Annotated in this window: 14 protein-coding genes; 8 read left to right on the top strand and 6 right to left on the bottom strand. The window is 48.7% G+C overall.

The genetic code is table 11. From position 1 onward, the window contains the following. Nucleotides 1-18: 18 nt before the first annotated feature. The 5 genes from DWW90_RS14115 to DWW90_RS14095 all read right to left on the bottom strand — a co-directional run bounded on the left by DWW90_RS14115 (nt 19) and on the right by DWW90_RS14095 (nt 4,637). Entirely contained in the window at nt 19-1,284 is a 1,266-nt protein-coding gene (locus DWW90_RS14115) for an ABC transporter permease (protein ID WP_122345432.1), read from the bottom strand. A 36-nt stretch (nt 1,285-1,320) separates the two neighbouring features. After that, a complete protein-coding gene (locus tag DWW90_RS14110; protein ID WP_122345417.1) occupies nt 1,321-2,586 on the bottom strand; it encodes an ABC transporter permease in 1,266 nt (421 codons plus the stop codon). Continuing rightward, on the bottom strand, nt 2,579-3,262 hold the full coding sequence (locus tag DWW90_RS14105) for an ABC transporter ATP-binding protein (protein WP_122345416.1): 684 nt from the start codon (nt 3,260-3,262) through the stop codon (nt 2,579-2,581). Before DWW90_RS14105 ends, DWW90_RS14110 begins: the two co-directional genes overlap by 8 nt. A gap of 446 nt (nt 3,263-3,708) precedes the next feature. Then, nucleotides 3,709-4,080, bottom strand: coding sequence for an MmcQ/YjbR family DNA-binding protein (locus DWW90_RS14100; protein ID WP_115499354.1), 372 nt, complete (start codon nt 4,078-4,080; stop codon nt 3,709-3,711). Between the two features lie 29 nt (nt 4,081-4,109). Beyond that, nucleotides 4,110-4,637, bottom strand: a complete 528-nt coding sequence (locus DWW90_RS14095; protein ID WP_122345415.1) for a GNAT family N-acetyltransferase — start codon at nt 4,635-4,637, stop codon at nt 4,110-4,112. A gap of 182 nt (nt 4,638-4,819) precedes the next feature. Here DWW90_RS14095 and purT point away from each other — a divergent pair, with 182 nt between their 5' ends. Then, nucleotides 4,820-6,001 carry a formate-dependent phosphoribosylglycinamide formyltransferase gene (gene purT, locus DWW90_RS14090; RefSeq protein ID WP_122345414.1) on the top strand — a complete coding sequence of 394 codons (1,182 nt, stop codon included), beginning with the start codon at nt 4,820-4,822 and terminating at the stop codon, nt 5,999-6,001. Nucleotides 6,002-6,092: 91 nt separating this feature from the next. Here purT and DWW90_RS14085 read toward each other — a convergent pair whose 3' ends face one another. Next, nucleotides 6,093-6,974: an Rpn family recombination-promoting nuclease/putative transposase gene (locus DWW90_RS14085; protein WP_122345413.1), complete on the bottom strand. Its 882-nt coding sequence runs from the start codon at nt 6,972-6,974 to the stop codon at nt 6,093-6,095. A 186-nt stretch (nt 6,975-7,160) separates the two neighbouring features. Here DWW90_RS14085 and DWW90_RS14080 point away from each other — a divergent pair, with 186 nt between their 5' ends. The 7 genes from DWW90_RS14080 (at nt 7,161) to DWW90_RS14050 (ending at nt 16,401) form a co-directional block, all read left to right on the top strand. Then, on the top strand, nt 7,161-7,883 hold the full coding sequence (locus DWW90_RS14080; RefSeq protein ID WP_122345412.1) for an MBL fold metallo-hydrolase: 723 nt from the start codon (nt 7,161-7,163) through the stop codon (nt 7,881-7,883). 51 nt (nt 7,884-7,934) lie between these two features. Then, on the top strand, nt 7,935-8,312 hold the full coding sequence (locus DWW90_RS14075) for a VOC family protein (RefSeq protein ID WP_122345411.1): 378 nt from the start codon (nt 7,935-7,937) through the stop codon (nt 8,310-8,312). Nucleotides 8,313-8,432: 120 nt separating this feature from the next. Then, nucleotides 8,433-9,395 (top strand): ROK family protein, encoded by a 963-nt coding sequence (locus DWW90_RS14070; RefSeq protein WP_115499359.1) that lies wholly within the window; start codon nt 8,433-8,435, stop codon nt 9,393-9,395. A 142-nt stretch (nt 9,396-9,537) separates the two neighbouring features. Next, complete coding sequence (locus DWW90_RS14065) at nt 9,538-10,053, top strand: NUDIX domain-containing protein (RefSeq protein ID WP_122345431.1); 516 nt, start codon at nt 9,538-9,540, stop codon at nt 10,051-10,053. An 80-nt stretch (nt 10,054-10,133) separates the two neighbouring features. Beyond that, nucleotides 10,134-13,133, top strand: a complete 3,000-nt coding sequence (locus DWW90_RS14060; RefSeq protein WP_122345410.1) for a tetratricopeptide repeat protein — start codon at nt 10,134-10,136, stop codon at nt 13,131-13,133. A gap of 9 nt (nt 13,134-13,142) precedes the next feature. Beyond that, complete coding sequence (locus DWW90_RS14055; RefSeq protein ID WP_122345409.1) at nt 13,143-14,894, top strand: TonB-dependent receptor; 1,752 nt, start codon at nt 13,143-13,145, stop codon at nt 14,892-14,894. A gap of 178 nt (nt 14,895-15,072) precedes the next feature. Further along, nucleotides 15,073-16,401, top strand: coding sequence for an MATE family efflux transporter (locus tag DWW90_RS14050; protein WP_122345408.1), 1,329 nt, complete (start codon nt 15,073-15,075; stop codon nt 16,399-16,401). Nucleotides 16,402-16,435 lie beyond the last annotated feature (34 nt).

Here is a 16,435-nt window from a genome sequence, read left to right as displayed (position 1 = left end):
TTCAATTTTTAATTGCTTTTATTCTTCTCTGATTGCATCGATAGCCTTGATCTGCATCGCCCTCCAGGCAGGGATCAGCCCCGCCATCAAGCCGCTGAACAAGAGGATAACCGTAGCCGCCACCGCCGTCCCGATATGAATCTCCGGATTGGAGAAAAACGTGCCGTTCGACGAATCGCTTCCGCCACTTGCCAGGGCATTATTCACCACATCGAGCAGGAAGACCCCGACACTCAATCCGATCAGTCCGGCAAGAGAAGTCAAGAGCAGACTCTCACTCATGATCTGCGAAATAATATCGAACGGCTTTGCCCCGAGAGCACGTCGTACGCCGATCTCGCGTGTCCGCTCCCGGACAGTCACCATCATAATATTACTGACACCGATAATACCCGCCAGTAATGTTCCGATACCGACCAGCCAGACCAGGATATTAATGCCGGTAAACAAGAGGTCGAACGTCTCGAACTGCTTGGCGATGGTGAAACTGCTGATCGCATGCTCGTCCGTCGGCGAAATCTCGTTCTGCGAACGCAAAACGGTCTTTATGTCTTCCACCATCTTGTCGCAGGGATAACCATCGTCGGCCGTCGCACACAGGAACCAGAATTTATCGCCCTGGTTGGAAGCCTGCTGGAGCGTCTTGAACGGGAGCATCACACTCTCCTCCGTACGTCCGCCGATCTGCGCGCGGGGCTTCGGCTTGATCACGCCGGCCACCTGGTAATAAATACCGTTCACCCGTATATATTGTCCGATCGGATCTTCATCGGGAGCAAAGAGTACTTCCCTCACAATACTGCCGATCAGGCACACTTTACGCCGCTCGATCATGTCGATTTCATTCAGCAGGCGTCCAGCCAGGATATGCTGCGTCTCGATATTGAAATATTCGGAGTAGACGCCACGCACATTATAAGTACCGGCTTTCTGTCCTCTTACGACATTATTCTGTCCGCCCCACTGCATAATCATCGGCGAGAGATAGCGAACACCTTTCACCCGCTGGCGTATCGTCTCCAAATCGCGGTTACGCATCTGCCAGTAGCGGCCTTTCTTATATCCTTTATAGGGTTCACCGGTCCGTTCCGAGAAGAAGAAAGCCGAGTTGGTCGAGAAACCATCTACATTCTTCATGACCCCGTTCTTAAACGCGTTACCGGAGCCCAACAGAATCACTAACATCAGGATTCCCCAGAACACGCCGAAACCGGTCAGTATGCTACGGGTCTTATTACGGGTGATCGTCACCCATATCTCCACCCAACGATCTATATCAAACATGAACATAATATTGAATTATGAATTTTGAATTATGAATTATTCCTCTCGCATCGCCTCGATAGCCGTAATCTTGACTGCCTTACGTGCCGGGAAATAGCCTGCCAGCACTCCGGCACCCACAATCAGAGCCGTAGCGGACAAGGCCACGCTCAGGTTTACCGTCGGGTTCAGGAAGATACTCATATCATCCTGCGAAACATTCTTTCCGGCATTCATCATTTCCATAACGGCATTGATTCCTTCCGTCAGTCCGATTCCCAACACCATCCCCAAATAGCCGAACACCGCCGTAATCAGGATCGACTCGACAATGATCAGTTTCAGGATCGAAAAGGGAGTCGCCCCTATCGCTTTCCGGATACCGAACTCCCTTGTCCGTTCACGCACCGTTATCAACATGATATTGCTCACCCCCACGATTCCGGCCGTCAGCGTTCCGAGACCGATCACCCAGATAAAAAGGGCGATACCGTTCATCATACCGTTCAACATCATAAAGTTTTCGAGTGTGCTCCACATACCGATCGCCCTCCGGTCCTCCGGATCGAACTTATGGCGCAGCCCCATCTGCTGGCGGAAACGTTTCTCAAAAGCGTCATATTCTTCTTGCGTGGAAATACCGTTAATGGTAAAGATGATGTCATCCAGCCCATATCCGGCATTGTATAAAGTCTGGGCCGTACTGAAAGGGATATAGGCCGGAGCGTTGTTGTCATTGTCCTCCGCTTTATAGACGCCTATCACCTGGTAAGCGACACTTCCGGCATTCACATATTTGCCGAGCGGGTCAGCCCCTTTAAAGAGTACCTCTTTCATACGGGGACTGAGAACGATCACTTTCCTCTTTTCCCGCACGTCTATATCATTGATAAAACGCCCGTTGCCAACCGTCATCTTGATATTGTCAATGATAGCCTTTGACGGATGTACGCCGTTCAGGGAGTAGGCATTATATTCTTCGCCATACGAAAGCGTATCGCCCCGGCTGATGCTTGCCGTAATCAAATCCACTTCGGGGTTTTCACGCGGTATGGCGATCAGGTCTTCATCTTTATATTCGATCCGCCGGTTCGTCTGCATACCCTGATAGGGCTTGCTTGTGTAGCGCGGCCATGTCTCCACCCGGTTCAAACTGAAGTTACGGAAGTTAGACATGATCCCATTCTTCATCCCGTTTCCGGCGCCTAACAGGACAATCAGCATAAAGATGCCCCATGCCACCGAAAAACCGGTCAGGAACGTACGGAGCTTATTCTTTTTGATCGTGCTCCATATCTCGCGGAAGTTGTCAAAATCAAACATGGCCCCGTCCTTTTTCGATTGTTTCTATCAGGCCGTCTTTCACACGGATAATGCGGTCTGTGGCATCTGCCACGGACTGTTCGTGCGTGACGATTACCATCGTCAGCCCTTCCTCGTTTACATTACGGAGAAGTTCCATCACCTCGACTGTCGTCTTACTGTCGAGCGCTCCGGTCGGTTCGTCCGCCAGGATCACCTGTGGTTTGGCAATCAGGGCGCGGGCAATGGCGACACGCTGTTTCTGTCCGCCGGACATTTCGCTCGGCATATGTTCCGCCCAGTCTCTCAGGCCGACCATATCCAGATATTCCATCGCCATCGCGTTTCTCTTCTTGCGGTTTATTCCCTGATAATACAAGGGCAGAGCGACATTCTCCATCGCATTCTTGAATGAGATCAGATTAAAGGACTGGAAGATGAAACCGATCATCCGGTTACGCAGCTCTGCCGCACGGGTTTCGCTCAGATTGCGGATCAACTGCCCGTTTAAGGTGTAAGTTCCCGTATCGTATGTATCCAGTATTCCCAAAATATTCAGCAAGGTGGATTTTCCCGATCCTGATGCTCCCATAATAGAGACCATCTCTCCCTTTTCTATATCCAAGTCTATGCCTTTCAAGACGTGCAGCGGTGCACCATTGAAATACGTTTTGTTAATTCCTTCCAGATGAATCATGATATTTGTAGTTGCTTTTATCTATTAGACGAACATTTTGAAAAATCGTTACACAAAAAGGAAACTATTTTGTTATTTATTGCCACAAATATAGGTCCTAACAAAATACCTTGTATCACATAGTACTGATTATTACAATATATTAACAACCCAATGCAAGGCCGGGAGAAGCGGACTTCCTACATCAGACCGGCGGCCTGCCGTAGAAAAACCAGCCAACTGCCTTGTAATTCCAATTGTCCCGGCACCTAATTCCGGCCGCCTCCCATCCAATTCTTGTCCGACCCGGGTCAAACAGCTGTTTGACGGAGGTCGGACAGCTGTCTGACGAGTGTCGAACAACTGTTTGACCCGGGTCGGACAAGGATTAAGTGGGAGGTGAACTAATTTAGGATGCTCATCCTTCCTAATTATCTCCTACATCGACAAAAACATCTCCCTATACATTATATCAAGAATGCTTCTTTTTCTTTTTTGGAGAGAGACTGAAAGACAATATCATATGAGTCTTTTACAAGTTCTTTGATCTTGTTGTCCGAAACATCCTGATTGAAATAAACGCTAATCCAATATTTCTTATTCATATGCCAACCGGGAGTTATGCCGGAATACCGGGCCTGTAACTCTCCCGACTCGTCAGGATTGCATTTGATACAGCAAAAGTCAAACACTTCGATATTTACAAAACAGAACCACTTGCTTCCCACATAAAAACACAGGACATCCCGGCTGTACTTATCCGCCACATTCGGGAAGGGCATCTTCTCATATACGCCTTTCAATGAGAGGCAATATTCTCTAAATTCTTCGACATTCATACGCTCTATCTTTTCTATTTATTTTCCAGCTATTTCTTATCCATCACAACATCAGTCAGCTCCTTATAAAAAGTCTGGTACTCCTTTTCCGTTATCGCCCGTTGGGTGGTAAGGATGACTAAAGGATGTGCATGATAGCCGTCGCGATAAGGGGGATGAGTGTGCGGATAGGGATTTTCATGGAAACCGCATCTTTTATAGAACCTCAAGCGCGCTTCCGAAACCTCATCGACGACCGGATCTATTTCCAACAGGACGATCTTTTCCGTCGACCGGATGAAATCACGCAAGATGGCGCTTCCGTATCCCGCACCTCTCAATTCCCGGTTAACGGCAAAATGCTCTATATAAACAGATCCGTCAAACTCCCAGTAAGAGATAAACCCGATAAAGACATCGTTTTCTTCGTATCCGGCCAAATGATAACGGGTAGAAGCGAAAGCCTTTTCCTGCTGCATTTCCGTTCTCTGCTCGAAAATGGGGAAGCTGATCGAATAAAGGTTCTTGAATGGGCTATAGAGGGAATGTTTTGAAGAGTCTATATTTATGTATTCCATAATTCCGTATTTACTTGTTTGCAGATGACGAAAATACACCATTTCACCCTAACAGCCAACTTTGGCCATCCATTTTTATCCTGCCATCCGGCAATACTTTTTACCGGTTCATTTCATTCTATTGCCAAGATTAACGTACCTTTGCATCCCCAAACGAAAGAAATATATAACATTAATATAATATGGTAACAATAGGGACACCAAAATCGGCCACCGCGACCAAAGTTTTGCTTTGCGGTTCCGGCGAATTAGGAAAAGAGTTTGTAATCGAGTTGCAGCGTTACGGAGTGGAAGTGATTGCGCTGGACAAATATCCGGACGCTCCGGCGATGCAGGTTGCACACCGTTCATACGTCGTATCGATGCTGGACGGAGAAGCATTGCGCGAAATCGTAGAAAAAGAAAAGCCTGATTATATCGTTCCGGAAGTGGAGGCGATCGCGACACAGACGTTGATGGAACTGGAAAAAGAAGGATTCCACGTCATCCCGACCGCCCGCGCCACCTGGCTGACGATGAACCGCGAAGGCATCCGACGCCTGGCAGCGGAAGAATTGGGCCTGCCGACTTCGCCTTACCGCTTTGCCGAAACGGAAGAGGAGTTCATAGAAGCTGTAAAAACAATCGGAATGCCTTGTGTCGTTAAGCCGATCATGAGCTCAAGCGGCCACGGGCAGAGCGTGATCCGCAAAGAAGAAGATATCGACCGTGCCTGGCATTATGCGCAAGAGGGCGGACGCGCCGGTGCCGGCAAGGTTATCGTAGAAGGGTTCGTGGATTTCGATTACGAGATTACGCAGTTGACGGTTCGCCATATCGGTGGCACCTCGTTCCTGGAACCGGTCGGACACGTGCAGGTCGACGGCGACTATCGCGAATCCTGGCAGCCCCAGGCCATGAGCCCTGTGGCAAAAGAAAAAGCGCGCGAGATTGCGGGCAAGATAACGAAAGCGCTCGGCGGACGTGGTATCTTCGGTGTCGAGTTGTTTGTTAAGGGCGAAGAGGTGATCTTCAGCGAAGTATCTCCCCGTCCGCACGACACGGGCATGGTCACGATGATCACGCAGGATCTTTCGCAATTCGCCCTGCATGCCCGCGCGGTATTGGGCTTGCCGATACCGAATATCGCATTCCACGGAGCCGGTGCTTCGCGTGCCGTAGTGGTCGAAGGGGACAGCAAACAGCTTTCATTAGGCAATCTGGATAAAGTCCTGGAACAACCGGACACACAGATGCGTTTCTTCGGCAAACCGGAAGTCCACGGACACCGCCGTATGGCCGTGCTGCTGGCTCGCGGACTGGATGTGGTCGATGCACGCCGGAAGACAGGGGTGATGATGGAGCGGTTGGAGATAATATTATAATATTCAAGACTTCTCCAGAGCTCTTCGTATATCAGTAATAACATAAAAGCGCCTGTCAACAATCCGAACAGGCGCTTTTTTAATATTTCTTCTATAAAGAATCTATTGTTGCAGCATCCAAGCCGGTAACGCTCATGATAGTTGCCACATCTAAACCTTGTGCTTTCATTTGGGTTGCAGCAAGACGCATACCTTTTTCGACTCCTTTTGCCATGCCTTTTTCGATACCTTCTTTTATACCTTTTTCTACCCCTTCCATATATCCTTTCTCTATTGCATAATCTAATACGCCTTGATTATCCCGATATATTTTGAGGCTTTCTTCGTATTCCATACGTTCCTTCTTGTTCAGGTTGACTATTTTTGCTAACCTTTCCAATTTTTCAAATAGCTGCTTCTGGCCTTTGAATGGTAATGTCTCCAACTTCTCCATATACTTTAATGTATAAAGCCAATAATCTAAACTCGTTTTACATTCAGCCTCTTCTTTATTAAAGAAAGGCATCTCCAAATAGATCTGGCGCATCGTTTCACTCATCTGTTTTCCTGTTTCACGATCTGCCAATACGATATCGGTACGCACTTTATCCGTTTTTCCGGATTTAAAATTCAGCAGGAAAATACCATATACCGGATAAAGTTCAAACCTCCAACCATTTCCACGTCGGTCCTGACCACTGATAATACGACAAAGATAGTATAATCCTCGTTCATAAAAATAAGTTTGGGGAGCATTTTGTACTTCGACAATAAAAATACGTCCATCCTTGTCTTTACATTTCAAGTCAAAAACTGCCGCACGCCCGTCCGTACTTTCCGCCGGCATTTCTACATTCAAAAAAGATAATTCCGTGATTAACCGTTCACCTTCGAACAGGCCGTTCAACAGGTCGATAAGGAGTTCTTTACTGTCTTCTTGTCCGAAGAGATGCTTGAAGCCCCTATCTACAAAAGGATTGATAAATGTTGCCATAGTTATATGGTTTTAGGTTGTTGTCATCCAATAGGCGAATGATGCGCCAAATATCTTGTTTTTATTTTGAAAAAACAAATATTCTTAACTATTAATGTCCTTTCATATCGAAAAGAAGAATTTTATCTTTGTGCAACAAGAATGCTGCTTTCCGTGTTTTGTTTATAAAAAGAAAGGAATGTAGAAATGAGACTGACATATATCTATCACAGTGGTTTTGCGATCGAGGCGGACGGCTTTGCCATCCTGATCGATTATTTCAAGGATACGGGAAAGTCACCTGACAAAGGGTTCGTACACGAGAAGTTGCTTAATCGCGCGGGAACATTATATATATTAGCGTCTCATTTCCATCCCGACCATTTCAACCCGGAAGTGTTGGAGTGGAAAACATATAAAAAAGACATCGTCTATATCTTCTCGAAAGATATCCTGAAAAGACGCCGGGCGGGGAAGGATGACGCCCTTTACCTGAAGAAAGGAGAGTCTTATCAAGACGAGAACTTGCGAATCGAGGCATTCGGATCGACAGACTCCGGCATCTCTTTTCTGATCGATGCCGAGGGTAAACGCCTTTTCCATGCCGGCGACCTGAACAACTGGCACTGGAAAGACGAATCGACTCCCGAAGAAGTAGCGGAAGCAGAAAAAAACTACCTGAAAGAACTGGATGACTTGGCGAAAGCGACCGACAAGCTGGATGTCGCCATGTTCCCGGTCGATCCGCGTATCGGAACGGATTTCATGCGCGGCGCACAACAGTTCGTAGATCGCATCAAAACTAATATCTTTGTCCCGATGCACTTCTGGGAACGCCCGGCCGAAGTAGAGGCTTTCGGCCCTTATGCCGAATCGCGCGGATGCCGATATGCGCTGATTTCCGTGCCGGGAGAAGGGACGGAGGTTTGAGAATTAAAAATGAAGAATTAAGAATTAAAAAAATAACACCAATAAGAGTCTATGGAGATAAAGAGTAGATTTGATCATTTTAATATTAATGTCCTCGATCTGGACAAGAGTATTGCGTTTTACAACAAGGCGCTCGGACTGAAAGAACATCACCGCAAGGAAGCGGCAGACGGTTCGTTCATCCTGGTTTACCTGACAGACAACGAAACCGGCTTCCTGCTGGAACTGACCTGGCTGCGTGACAAAAAAGAGGCCTACGAGTTAGGCGATAACGAAAGCCATCTTTGTTTCCGCGTGGCAGGCAATTATGACGAGGTGCGCGAATATCACCGCGAGCTCGGATATATATGCTTCGAGAACACGGAGATGGGCTTGTATTTCATCAACGACCCGGACGATTACTGGATTGAGATTTTACCTGCTAAATAACATATTAGGTAACATATTCACGCCTATTTCGGTTTTTTTTGAATAAAATCATTGCTCCTTACCAGATTCCTCTTATATTTGCTTTCCAGAAAAAGCATTATTAATCTAAAATATAAAATCATGGAGAAGCCTTATGTAGTAGGTATCGATATAGGTGGTACCAATACTGTTTTTGGCGTAGTAGATGCAAGAGGTTCAATCTTGTACAGTGGATCAATCAAGACTGGTAAATATACCGATGTTGACGAGTATGTTAGCGATCTGGCAACAGGTCTGAAATTAGTGATCGACCAGGCTGGCGGCCCGGATAAAATAAAAGGTGTAGGCGTTGGTGCTCCTAACGGGAACTTCTTCAACGGCTGTATCGAATTTGCCCCGAACCTTCCCTGGAAGGGTAAAATTCCTTTGGCTCAGCTGATCAGCGAAAAGTTGGACGGAATACCCGTTGCATTGACAAACGATGCAAATGCGGCTGCTATCGGTGAAATGACTTATGGCGCAGCACGTGGTATGAAAGACTTTATCGTGATCACTTTGGGTACAGGTGTCGGCAGCGGTATCGTAATCGGCGGTAACCTGGTTTACGGACATGACGGATTTGCAGGTGAGTTAGGTCACGTGATCATGCGCCGTAACAACGGACGTCCTTGCGGTTGCGGTCGTCAGGGCTGTTTAGAGGCATACGCTTCTGCAACAGGTGTTGCCCGTACGGCACGCGAATTTCTGGAAATCCGTAAGGACGACAGCTTGCTTCGCGAACTGGACCCGGACGAAATCACATCCAAAGACGTATATGACGCAGCGATGAAGAACGACAAGTTAGCGCTGGAAATCTTCGAATTTACAGGAAACATCCTGGGTGAAGCATTCGCTGATTTCGTTGCCTTCTCAAGCCCTGAAGCGATCATCCTCTTTGGTGGTCTGACTAAATCCGGCGATCTGATCATGAACCCGATCAAACGCTCGATGGAAAAGAACATGTTGAAAGTGTTCGAAGGTAAGACAAAACTGTTATTCTCTCAATTGAAAGAAAGCGATGCTGCCGTATTGGGCGCAAGCGCACTGGGTTGGGAAGTAAAATAAAAATAACAAGTCCATATTTTATGGAACACAGATAACACAGATTGGAAGGATGACCACTGATTTATTATTTTTAAAACAATAATATATCTGTGGTCATCTGTTTTATCCGCGTCATCTGCGTTCCATGATAATACAATATATTATGCCACATCCTTTACACCAATTTGCGTACTGTCCGAAATGCGGAGCCAAAACATTTGTGGAACGCAACGAAAAAGCCAAACAATGTACCACATGCGGATTCGTCTATTATTTTAATCCATCCTCTGCCGTTGCCTGCTTCATCCGGAATCCGGAGGGAGAACTGTTGCTTGTCCGCCGCGCCAAAGAACCGGCAAAGGGAACGCTCGACCTGCCCGGTGGTTTTGTCGACATGCACGAATCAGCCGAAGAGGCCGCCCACCGGGAAGTAAAGGAAGAAACCGGGCTGGATCTGACCGATTGCCGCTACCTTTTCTCCATTCCCAACATCTACCCCTATTGCGGCTTTGACGTCCACACGGTCGATATGTTCTTCGAATGCCTCACCGAATCGTTCGACGGAGCTAAGGCGGAAGACGATGCCGCCGAAATAGTAATCCTCCCCGCCAGCCAACTGAATCCGGACGATTTCGGCTTACTGTCTATCAAAAAAGCGGTAGGCCGCTATATAAAGTAATATATTTCTTATATTTGCAACTTAGAACTAACGGATACCGTTATATTTATATATATCTGTATTATAAAAGCTAAGGAGTGATGAAAAGAATACTTATTCCACTGTGCATAGTTGTGGGGAGTCATGTTGCGCATGGGCAACGGTCATACCAGTTTGATGCACCGGACCGCCTATTTGTAGAAGGGAAAGAGTTGTTTAGTTTAAAAAATTATGCCGGTTGCATCGACAAGCTGGAGGCTTATAAGCAGCACTCCACCGACGCAGACCTGATTCAGGAGGCCGACTATATGCTGGTCTACGCCGCCTACGAGCAGGGACGTCCCAACGCAGACGAGCTTCTGAAAGACTACCTCGAAGAATATCCGGCTTCCCGTCACAGCAATGAGATCGATTATATGATCGGGTCCATCCATTTTGAACGTGGAGAATACGAGAAAGCGATCTTCTGGTTTAACGAAGCCGACATCGACGTCTTAAGCCCCGAACAGCAGGAAGCCTATTCCTTCCGTCTGGCTTACTCGTTGTTGCAGACCGGCGAGATGGAAAAAGCGCGCGGCTACTTTGCCCGCATTGAACAGATCGGCGATAAATACAAAGAGGCATCGACCTATTATGTCGCCTATATCGACTACGCAATGGGCAAGTACAACAACGCCCTTATCGAGTTTTCCCGCCTGAAGGAAAGCCCGAAGTTCCGCGAACAGTCGCAGTACTACATCGCACAAATCTATTTCATCCAGGGAAAATATGACAAGGTGGTGAAAGAAGGCGAAGAGCTTCTCTCCCTCTACCCCGACAGCAAGAACAACAGCGAGATGTACCGCATCGTCGGTGATTCGTATTACCACTTAGGCGACCAGAGCAAGGCGATCCAGATGCTGAGCAAATATGTTTCCACGACGGAAAACCCGCTCCGCAGCGACCTCTACATCCTGGGTGTCTGCTATTATAATAAAGGTAACTACAGCAGCGCCGTCAACGCCCTGAGCCGGACAGTCCGCCAGAACGACGAGCTGACGCAGAACGCTTACCTCTACCTCGGACAGTCTTACCTGAAGTTGGGCGACAAGAACAACGCCCGTATGGCGTTCGAAGCAGCCGCCACCTCATCGTTCGACAAGCAGGTGAAGGAAGTGGCGATGTACAACTACGCACTGCTGATCCACGAAACGGCCTTTACCGGATTCGGCGAGTCGGTGACGATCTTCGAAGATTTCCTGAACGACTTCCCCAATTCGAAATATGCCGACAAGGTGAACGACTACTTGGTCGAAGTCTACCTGACGACCAAGAACTACGAAGCGGCCCTGAAGTCAATCAACAAGATCAAACATCCGAGCACCAAGATACTGGAAGCCAAACAAGACATCCTCTTCCAGCTCGGGACACAGGCCTTCACCAACGTCAAGTTGGACGACGCCGTGAGCCTCTTCAGCCAGGCGATCACACTCGGTTCCTACAATATGGAGGCCCGCAACGACGCCTACTTCTGGCGCGGCGAATCCTACTATCGCATGGGAGAATATGAGAATGCGATCTCCGACTACCGGACCTACCTGAACAATACACGCCAGCGCAATACGGACATGTACGCACTGGCCTACTATAACTTAGGTTACAGCTATTTCAAGCTGAGAGACTACAGCGCCGCCCTGAACCGCTTCCGCCAGTATGTCGATCTTGAAAGCAACCAGCAGGCAGCCTCGTTGGCCGACGCCTACAACCGCATCGGCGACTGCCTCTACCAGAACCGCCAGTTCAGCCTGGCCGAAGAGAACTATTCGCGTGCCGCCCAGCTGTCACCTTCCGCCGGTGACTACTCCGTTTACCAGAAAGGATTTTTGCTCGGCTTGCAGAAAGACTACAGAGGCAAGATCAGCGCCATGGACCGCTTAATCACCGAATATCCGGAATCGCAATACGTAGACGACGCCCTGTTTGAGAAGGGACGTTCTTACGTGCTGCTGGAAAACAGTTCTTCCGCCGCACAAGCCTTCGAGAAGCTGATCCGCGAATTTCCGCAGAGCAGTTTGGCTCGTAAGGCAGGCATCCAGCTCGGTCTGCTTTACTACAATGACAACCAGCCGGAAAAGGCGCTCGCAGCCTACAAGAACGTCATCAGCAACTATCCGGGCAGCGAAGAAGCAAAGGTCGCTTTGCAAGATTTGAAATCGGTCTACATCGACCTCAACGATATCAATGCATACGCTAACTACGTAAACTCTTTGGGCGGCAACATCCGCCTGGAAGTGAGCGAACAGGATTCGCTGACCTACATCGCTGCCGAAAAGCTCTTTATGCGTGGCGATAACGACGGCGCACGGCGCAGCTTAGTCAACTATTTGCAGACATTCCCCGAAGGTGCATTCAGCTCGAATGCCAACTTCTATTTGGGTAGCATCACCTTTGCCAAGAAAGAGTTCGACGAGGCAATCCAGCGCTTCAAATCGGTTATCGCAAGCGGCGACACCAAATTCCTGGAAGAATCGGTTGCCCGCACCGCCGAAATCGAATACCTGGGCAAGGATTACCCGGCAGCATTGGAAAGCTTCAAGCGCTTGCAGGTCGTAGCCGAAAGCCCCGAAAACAAACAGGCTGCCCGTTTAGGTATCATGCGTTGTGCTCTTCAGACCGGACAGCAGAAAGACGCGCTTTTAGCAGCGGACGAACTGCTGAAAGAGCCGAAGCTCTCGCCCGAACTCGAATCGGAAGCCCGCTACGTCCGTGCCAAAGCCTACATCGACCAGAAACAGGGGAACAAGGCATTGGCCGACCTGAAAGAACTGAGCAAGGATACACGTACGGTACACGGTGCCGAAGCCAAATACCTGCTGGCACAATTATACTACGACACCGACAATGACAAGGAGGCGGAAAAAGTGTTGATGAACTTCATCGAGAACGGCACGCCTCACCAGTACTGGCTGGCTCGCGGATTCATCCTGCTGGCCGACATCTACATCCGCCAGGGTGACGACTTCCAGGCTCGTCAGTATCTCACCAGCCTGCAGAACAATTATAATGGTGATGACGATATCGCCGGTATGATAGAAAATAGATTGGGAAAACTTAAGAACTAAGAAGAAGTGATGAAGACAATATACAACATCAAAGCACTGTGTGTGATGGCCCTGTTAGGAAGCGTCGCAACCGCCGGTGCACAGGAAGACAAGACGAAGGAAAAAGACCTGAACCGGGAAATGACACTCGAACGCGAGTACGACCCGACCGTACAGGATGCCAGCAAGGTGAACACGCTTCCGGTCATCAAAGAACCGGTTGTCAAGAAGATGCCGATCGACTATGCTACCTTCACGATCCCGACGGAGCCGGAAAAAGAGATCAGCCTGCTTCCTTCCGGAAACATCATGACGGACATCCAATACAACAAGCGCCGGGGTTACTTCAACTTCGGAGGGGGCACCTATCTGAACCTGAACGGCGACCTGGGTTATCATATCCTGAGCACCGACAAGGACAAACTGAATATCTGGTTCTCACATCGCTCGACGAACGGGAAGGTGAAATATATCGACACGGACTTTGACAAGGTAAAGGCTAAGTTGAACGACAACATGGGCGGCCTCAACTTCAAACACGCCTTTGATAAGATGTCATTGGATATGGGGATCAAATATGGATACTCGGCATTCAATTACTACGGTCTGCCGATCGCTAACCCCGCATCCTCGGCTACATTGGACCCGGACAAGTTCGACCGTGAAACCAATCAGGTAAACCAGACGATCCAGGCAAAGATCGGCATCGAGTCGAAAGAAGATGCGCCCGTCGGCTATATGCTCGACTTAGGATATACAAACTTCTCGCACAAATATGCATTGAGCAAGGATCAGGACGGACCGACCGAACATACGTTCGACGTCAAGTTCGACCTGAACGCCCGTTTCGGTGGCGAGCAACGCATCGGATTAGGCGGTAACGTGGAATATTTTAACTACAGCCTACCGACACAGAACGGACAGGAATATCTGGAATTTGAGAACCATGCCGAAGCAACCCTTTCCCCTTATTATAAGGTGGCAGGAGACAACTGGAATTTGAAATTAGGTGCTAACGTGATGTTTGTAACCGGCGATAACAGCAAGTTCATGGCTTCGCCCAATATCGCGGCGGATGTGGAAGTGGCCGACAAGACACAGCTTTACCTGGTTGCCGGCGGTAAACTCTACTCCAACAGCATGTACGATATGTCCCTGATCAACCGTTATATAAATCCGACGATGGAACTGCTTCCTTCGCGCAATTACCTGGACGGCACGGTCGGCATCAGAAGCGGTGTCGCTCCCGGTTTCTGGTTTGATGTATTCGGCGGTTATAAGATCACGAGTGACGAAGTTTTCTTCGTTCCGACGCTCCTTGCTCCAAGTATGCAAGGCGGTATTTTTGCCAACACCGGCACAGCTTTGCAAGCGAATGCCAAACAAGCATTCGGAGGCGTGAACCTGAAATACAGCTATCAGCAATTATTCGACATCAACCTGAAAGGCGTTTACAATCATTGGAGCGTAGACGACCTCGATAACGCTTACGGCAAACCCGAAATGGAAGTGACGGCAGGTGTGACAGTCCGCCCGATCAGCCAAGTCACCGCATCTTTGGATTATTACCTGGCCACCGGACGCAAGACTTACTTAGGAATGTCCGGCGAAGAAAAGATGAAGAACATCAACGAACTGAATCTGACCGGTTCATACACGCTGAACGACACCTTCGGCCTGTATCTGAAACTGAACAACGTCTTGTTCCAGAAGTACGAACTCTATTACGGCTATCCGCTCCAGAGCTTCAGTGCAATGATTGGCGTGAACATTAATTTCTGATTCATCTACAGATAAATTTCATAATAAAGCCTCGCGGTGCTTCCGTGAGGCTTTATTATTTATGGATTCCACGTCAAGCTCTGGATTGAGGCACTATTGGCACCTGTAATGAAAGATTGAACGGTTTTAGTCTATTTATTTTATTGTTGGTATCTTTGCAACCAAATACGAAACGGACATGCAAGGGACAAAGAATCTGACGGAAGGACCTATCAAGAAGCAACTGTTTAACCTGGCACTTCCCATAATGGGGACCTCGTTTATACAGATGGCGTATAGCATCACCGATATGGCTTGGGTGGGACGTCTGGGCAGCGAAGCGGTGGCAGCAGTCGGAGCTGTCGGTATTCTGACGTGGATGACGAGTTCCATCTCCTATCTGAACAAAGTAGGTTCGGAGGTCAGCGTTGCGCAAAGCATCGGGGCGCAGGAGGCGGAAGAAGCCCGGAACTTTGCATCCCACAACCTGACAATCGCGCTGATTATCTCGATCTGTTGGGGATTGCTGCTGTTCGCCCTCGCGCATCCTGTCATCGGTTTCTTCAAACTGGATGCCGCCATTTCGGCACATGCCGTGTCTTACCTGCGGATTATCTCGACGGCTTTTCCATTCGTGCTCCTGTCGGCGGCCTGTACCGGAATTTATAATGCGGCGGGGCTGAGCAAGATACCGTTCTACGTCAGCGGAAGCGGATTAATAATGAATATGATACTCGATCCGCTGTTCATATTTGGCTTCGGGATGGGGACGAACGGAGCTGCCTGCGCGACCTGGCTGTCGGAGGCGACTGTCCTTGCGATTTTCATTTATTACCTGAAAAAGAGATACAAACTGTTCGGAGGCTTCTCCTTCTTCGTACGGTTGAAAAGCCGGTACAGCAAACGGATCTTTCAGTTAGGACTTCCCGTTGCGATGCTGAACAGCCTCTTTGCCGTTATCAACCTTATGATGGCGCGTACGGCGTCGACCTACGGCGGGCATATCGGGCTGATGACGCTAACTGCCGGCGGTCAGATCGAGGCGCTTGCCTGGAACACCTCGCAAGGGTTCAGTACGGCGCTGAGTACCTTTGTCGCCCAGAACTATGCCGCCCGCAAGAAGGAGCGTGTCCTCGGGGCTTATCATACGACATTGAAGATGACGGCGATATTAGGAGTCTTTTGTACCCTGTTGTTCGTCTTTTTCGGCAGCGAACTGTTCTCCCTGATCGTTCCGGAAAAGGCGGCTTATGAGGCAGGCGGCATCTTCCTGCGCATCGACGGTTATTCGATGATATTCATGATGCTTGAGATAACGATGCAGGGCTTGTTCTACGGAACAGGTCGCACGGTTCCGCCGGCCATCATCAGCATCACGTTCAACAGCCTGCGCATCCCGATGGCGATCGGACTGACGGCTATGGGACTGGGAATAACGGGTGTCTGGTGGGCAATCAGCATTTCCAGCATGCTGAAAGGAATCGTCTTGTTCGCCTGGTTCCGTATTTTACAGAAGAAGATATTGTGATAGTAACGAACTATTCCTTATTTTTGCCGGATAA

The sequence above is a fragment of the Parabacteroides sp. AF17-28 genome (genome assembly GCF_003479205.1).
Classification (GTDB): domain Bacteria; phylum Bacteroidota; class Bacteroidia; order Bacteroidales; family Tannerellaceae; genus Parabacteroides; species Parabacteroides acidifaciens.
This window is presented reverse-complemented; position numbering and strand designations above follow the sequence as displayed.

Excerpts from the sequence above, each read along its gene's own strand:
- DWW90_RS14105 (WP_122345416.1), bottom strand. The coding sequence starts at position 3,262 with ATGATTCATCTGGAAGGAATTAACAAAACGTATTTCAATGGTGCACCG.
- DWW90_RS14070 (WP_115499359.1), top strand. The coding sequence starts at position 8,433 with ATGGAGAAGCCTTATGTAGTAGGTATCGATATAGGTGGTACCAATACT.
- DWW90_RS14065 (WP_122345431.1), top strand. The coding sequence starts at position 9,538 with ATGCCACATCCTTTACACCAATTTGCGTACTGTCCGAAATGCGGAGCC.
- DWW90_RS14110 (WP_122345417.1), bottom strand. The coding sequence starts at position 2,586 with ATGTTTGATTTTGACAACTTCCGCGAGATATGGAGCACGATCAAAAAG.
- DWW90_RS14060 (WP_122345410.1), top strand. The coding sequence starts at position 10,134 with ATGAAAAGAATACTTATTCCACTGTGCATAGTTGTGGGGAGTCATGTT.
- DWW90_RS14075 (WP_122345411.1), top strand. The coding sequence starts at position 7,935 with ATGGAGATAAAGAGTAGATTTGATCATTTTAATATTAATGTCCTCGAT.
- DWW90_RS14050 (WP_122345408.1), top strand. The coding sequence starts at position 15,073 with ATGCAAGGGACAAAGAATCTGACGGAAGGACCTATCAAGAAGCAACTG.
- DWW90_RS14115 (WP_122345432.1), bottom strand. The coding sequence starts at position 1,284 with ATGTTTGATATAGATCGTTGGGTGGAGATATGGGTGACGATCACCCGT.
- DWW90_RS14100 (WP_115499354.1), bottom strand. The coding sequence starts at position 4,080 with ATGAATGTCGAAGAATTTAGAGAATATTGCCTCTCATTGAAAGGCGTA.
- DWW90_RS14095 (WP_122345415.1), bottom strand. The coding sequence starts at position 4,637 with ATGGAATACATAAATATAGACTCTTCAAAACATTCCCTCTATAGCCCA.
- DWW90_RS14055 (WP_122345409.1), top strand. The coding sequence starts at position 13,143 with ATGAAGACAATATACAACATCAAAGCACTGTGTGTGATGGCCCTGTTA.
- DWW90_RS14080 (WP_122345412.1), top strand. The coding sequence starts at position 7,161 with ATGAGACTGACATATATCTATCACAGTGGTTTTGCGATCGAGGCGGAC.
- DWW90_RS14085 (WP_122345413.1), bottom strand. The coding sequence starts at position 6,974 with ATGGCAACATTTATCAATCCTTTTGTAGATAGGGGCTTCAAGCATCTC.
- purT (WP_122345414.1), top strand. The coding sequence starts at position 4,820 with ATGGTAACAATAGGGACACCAAAATCGGCCACCGCGACCAAAGTTTTG.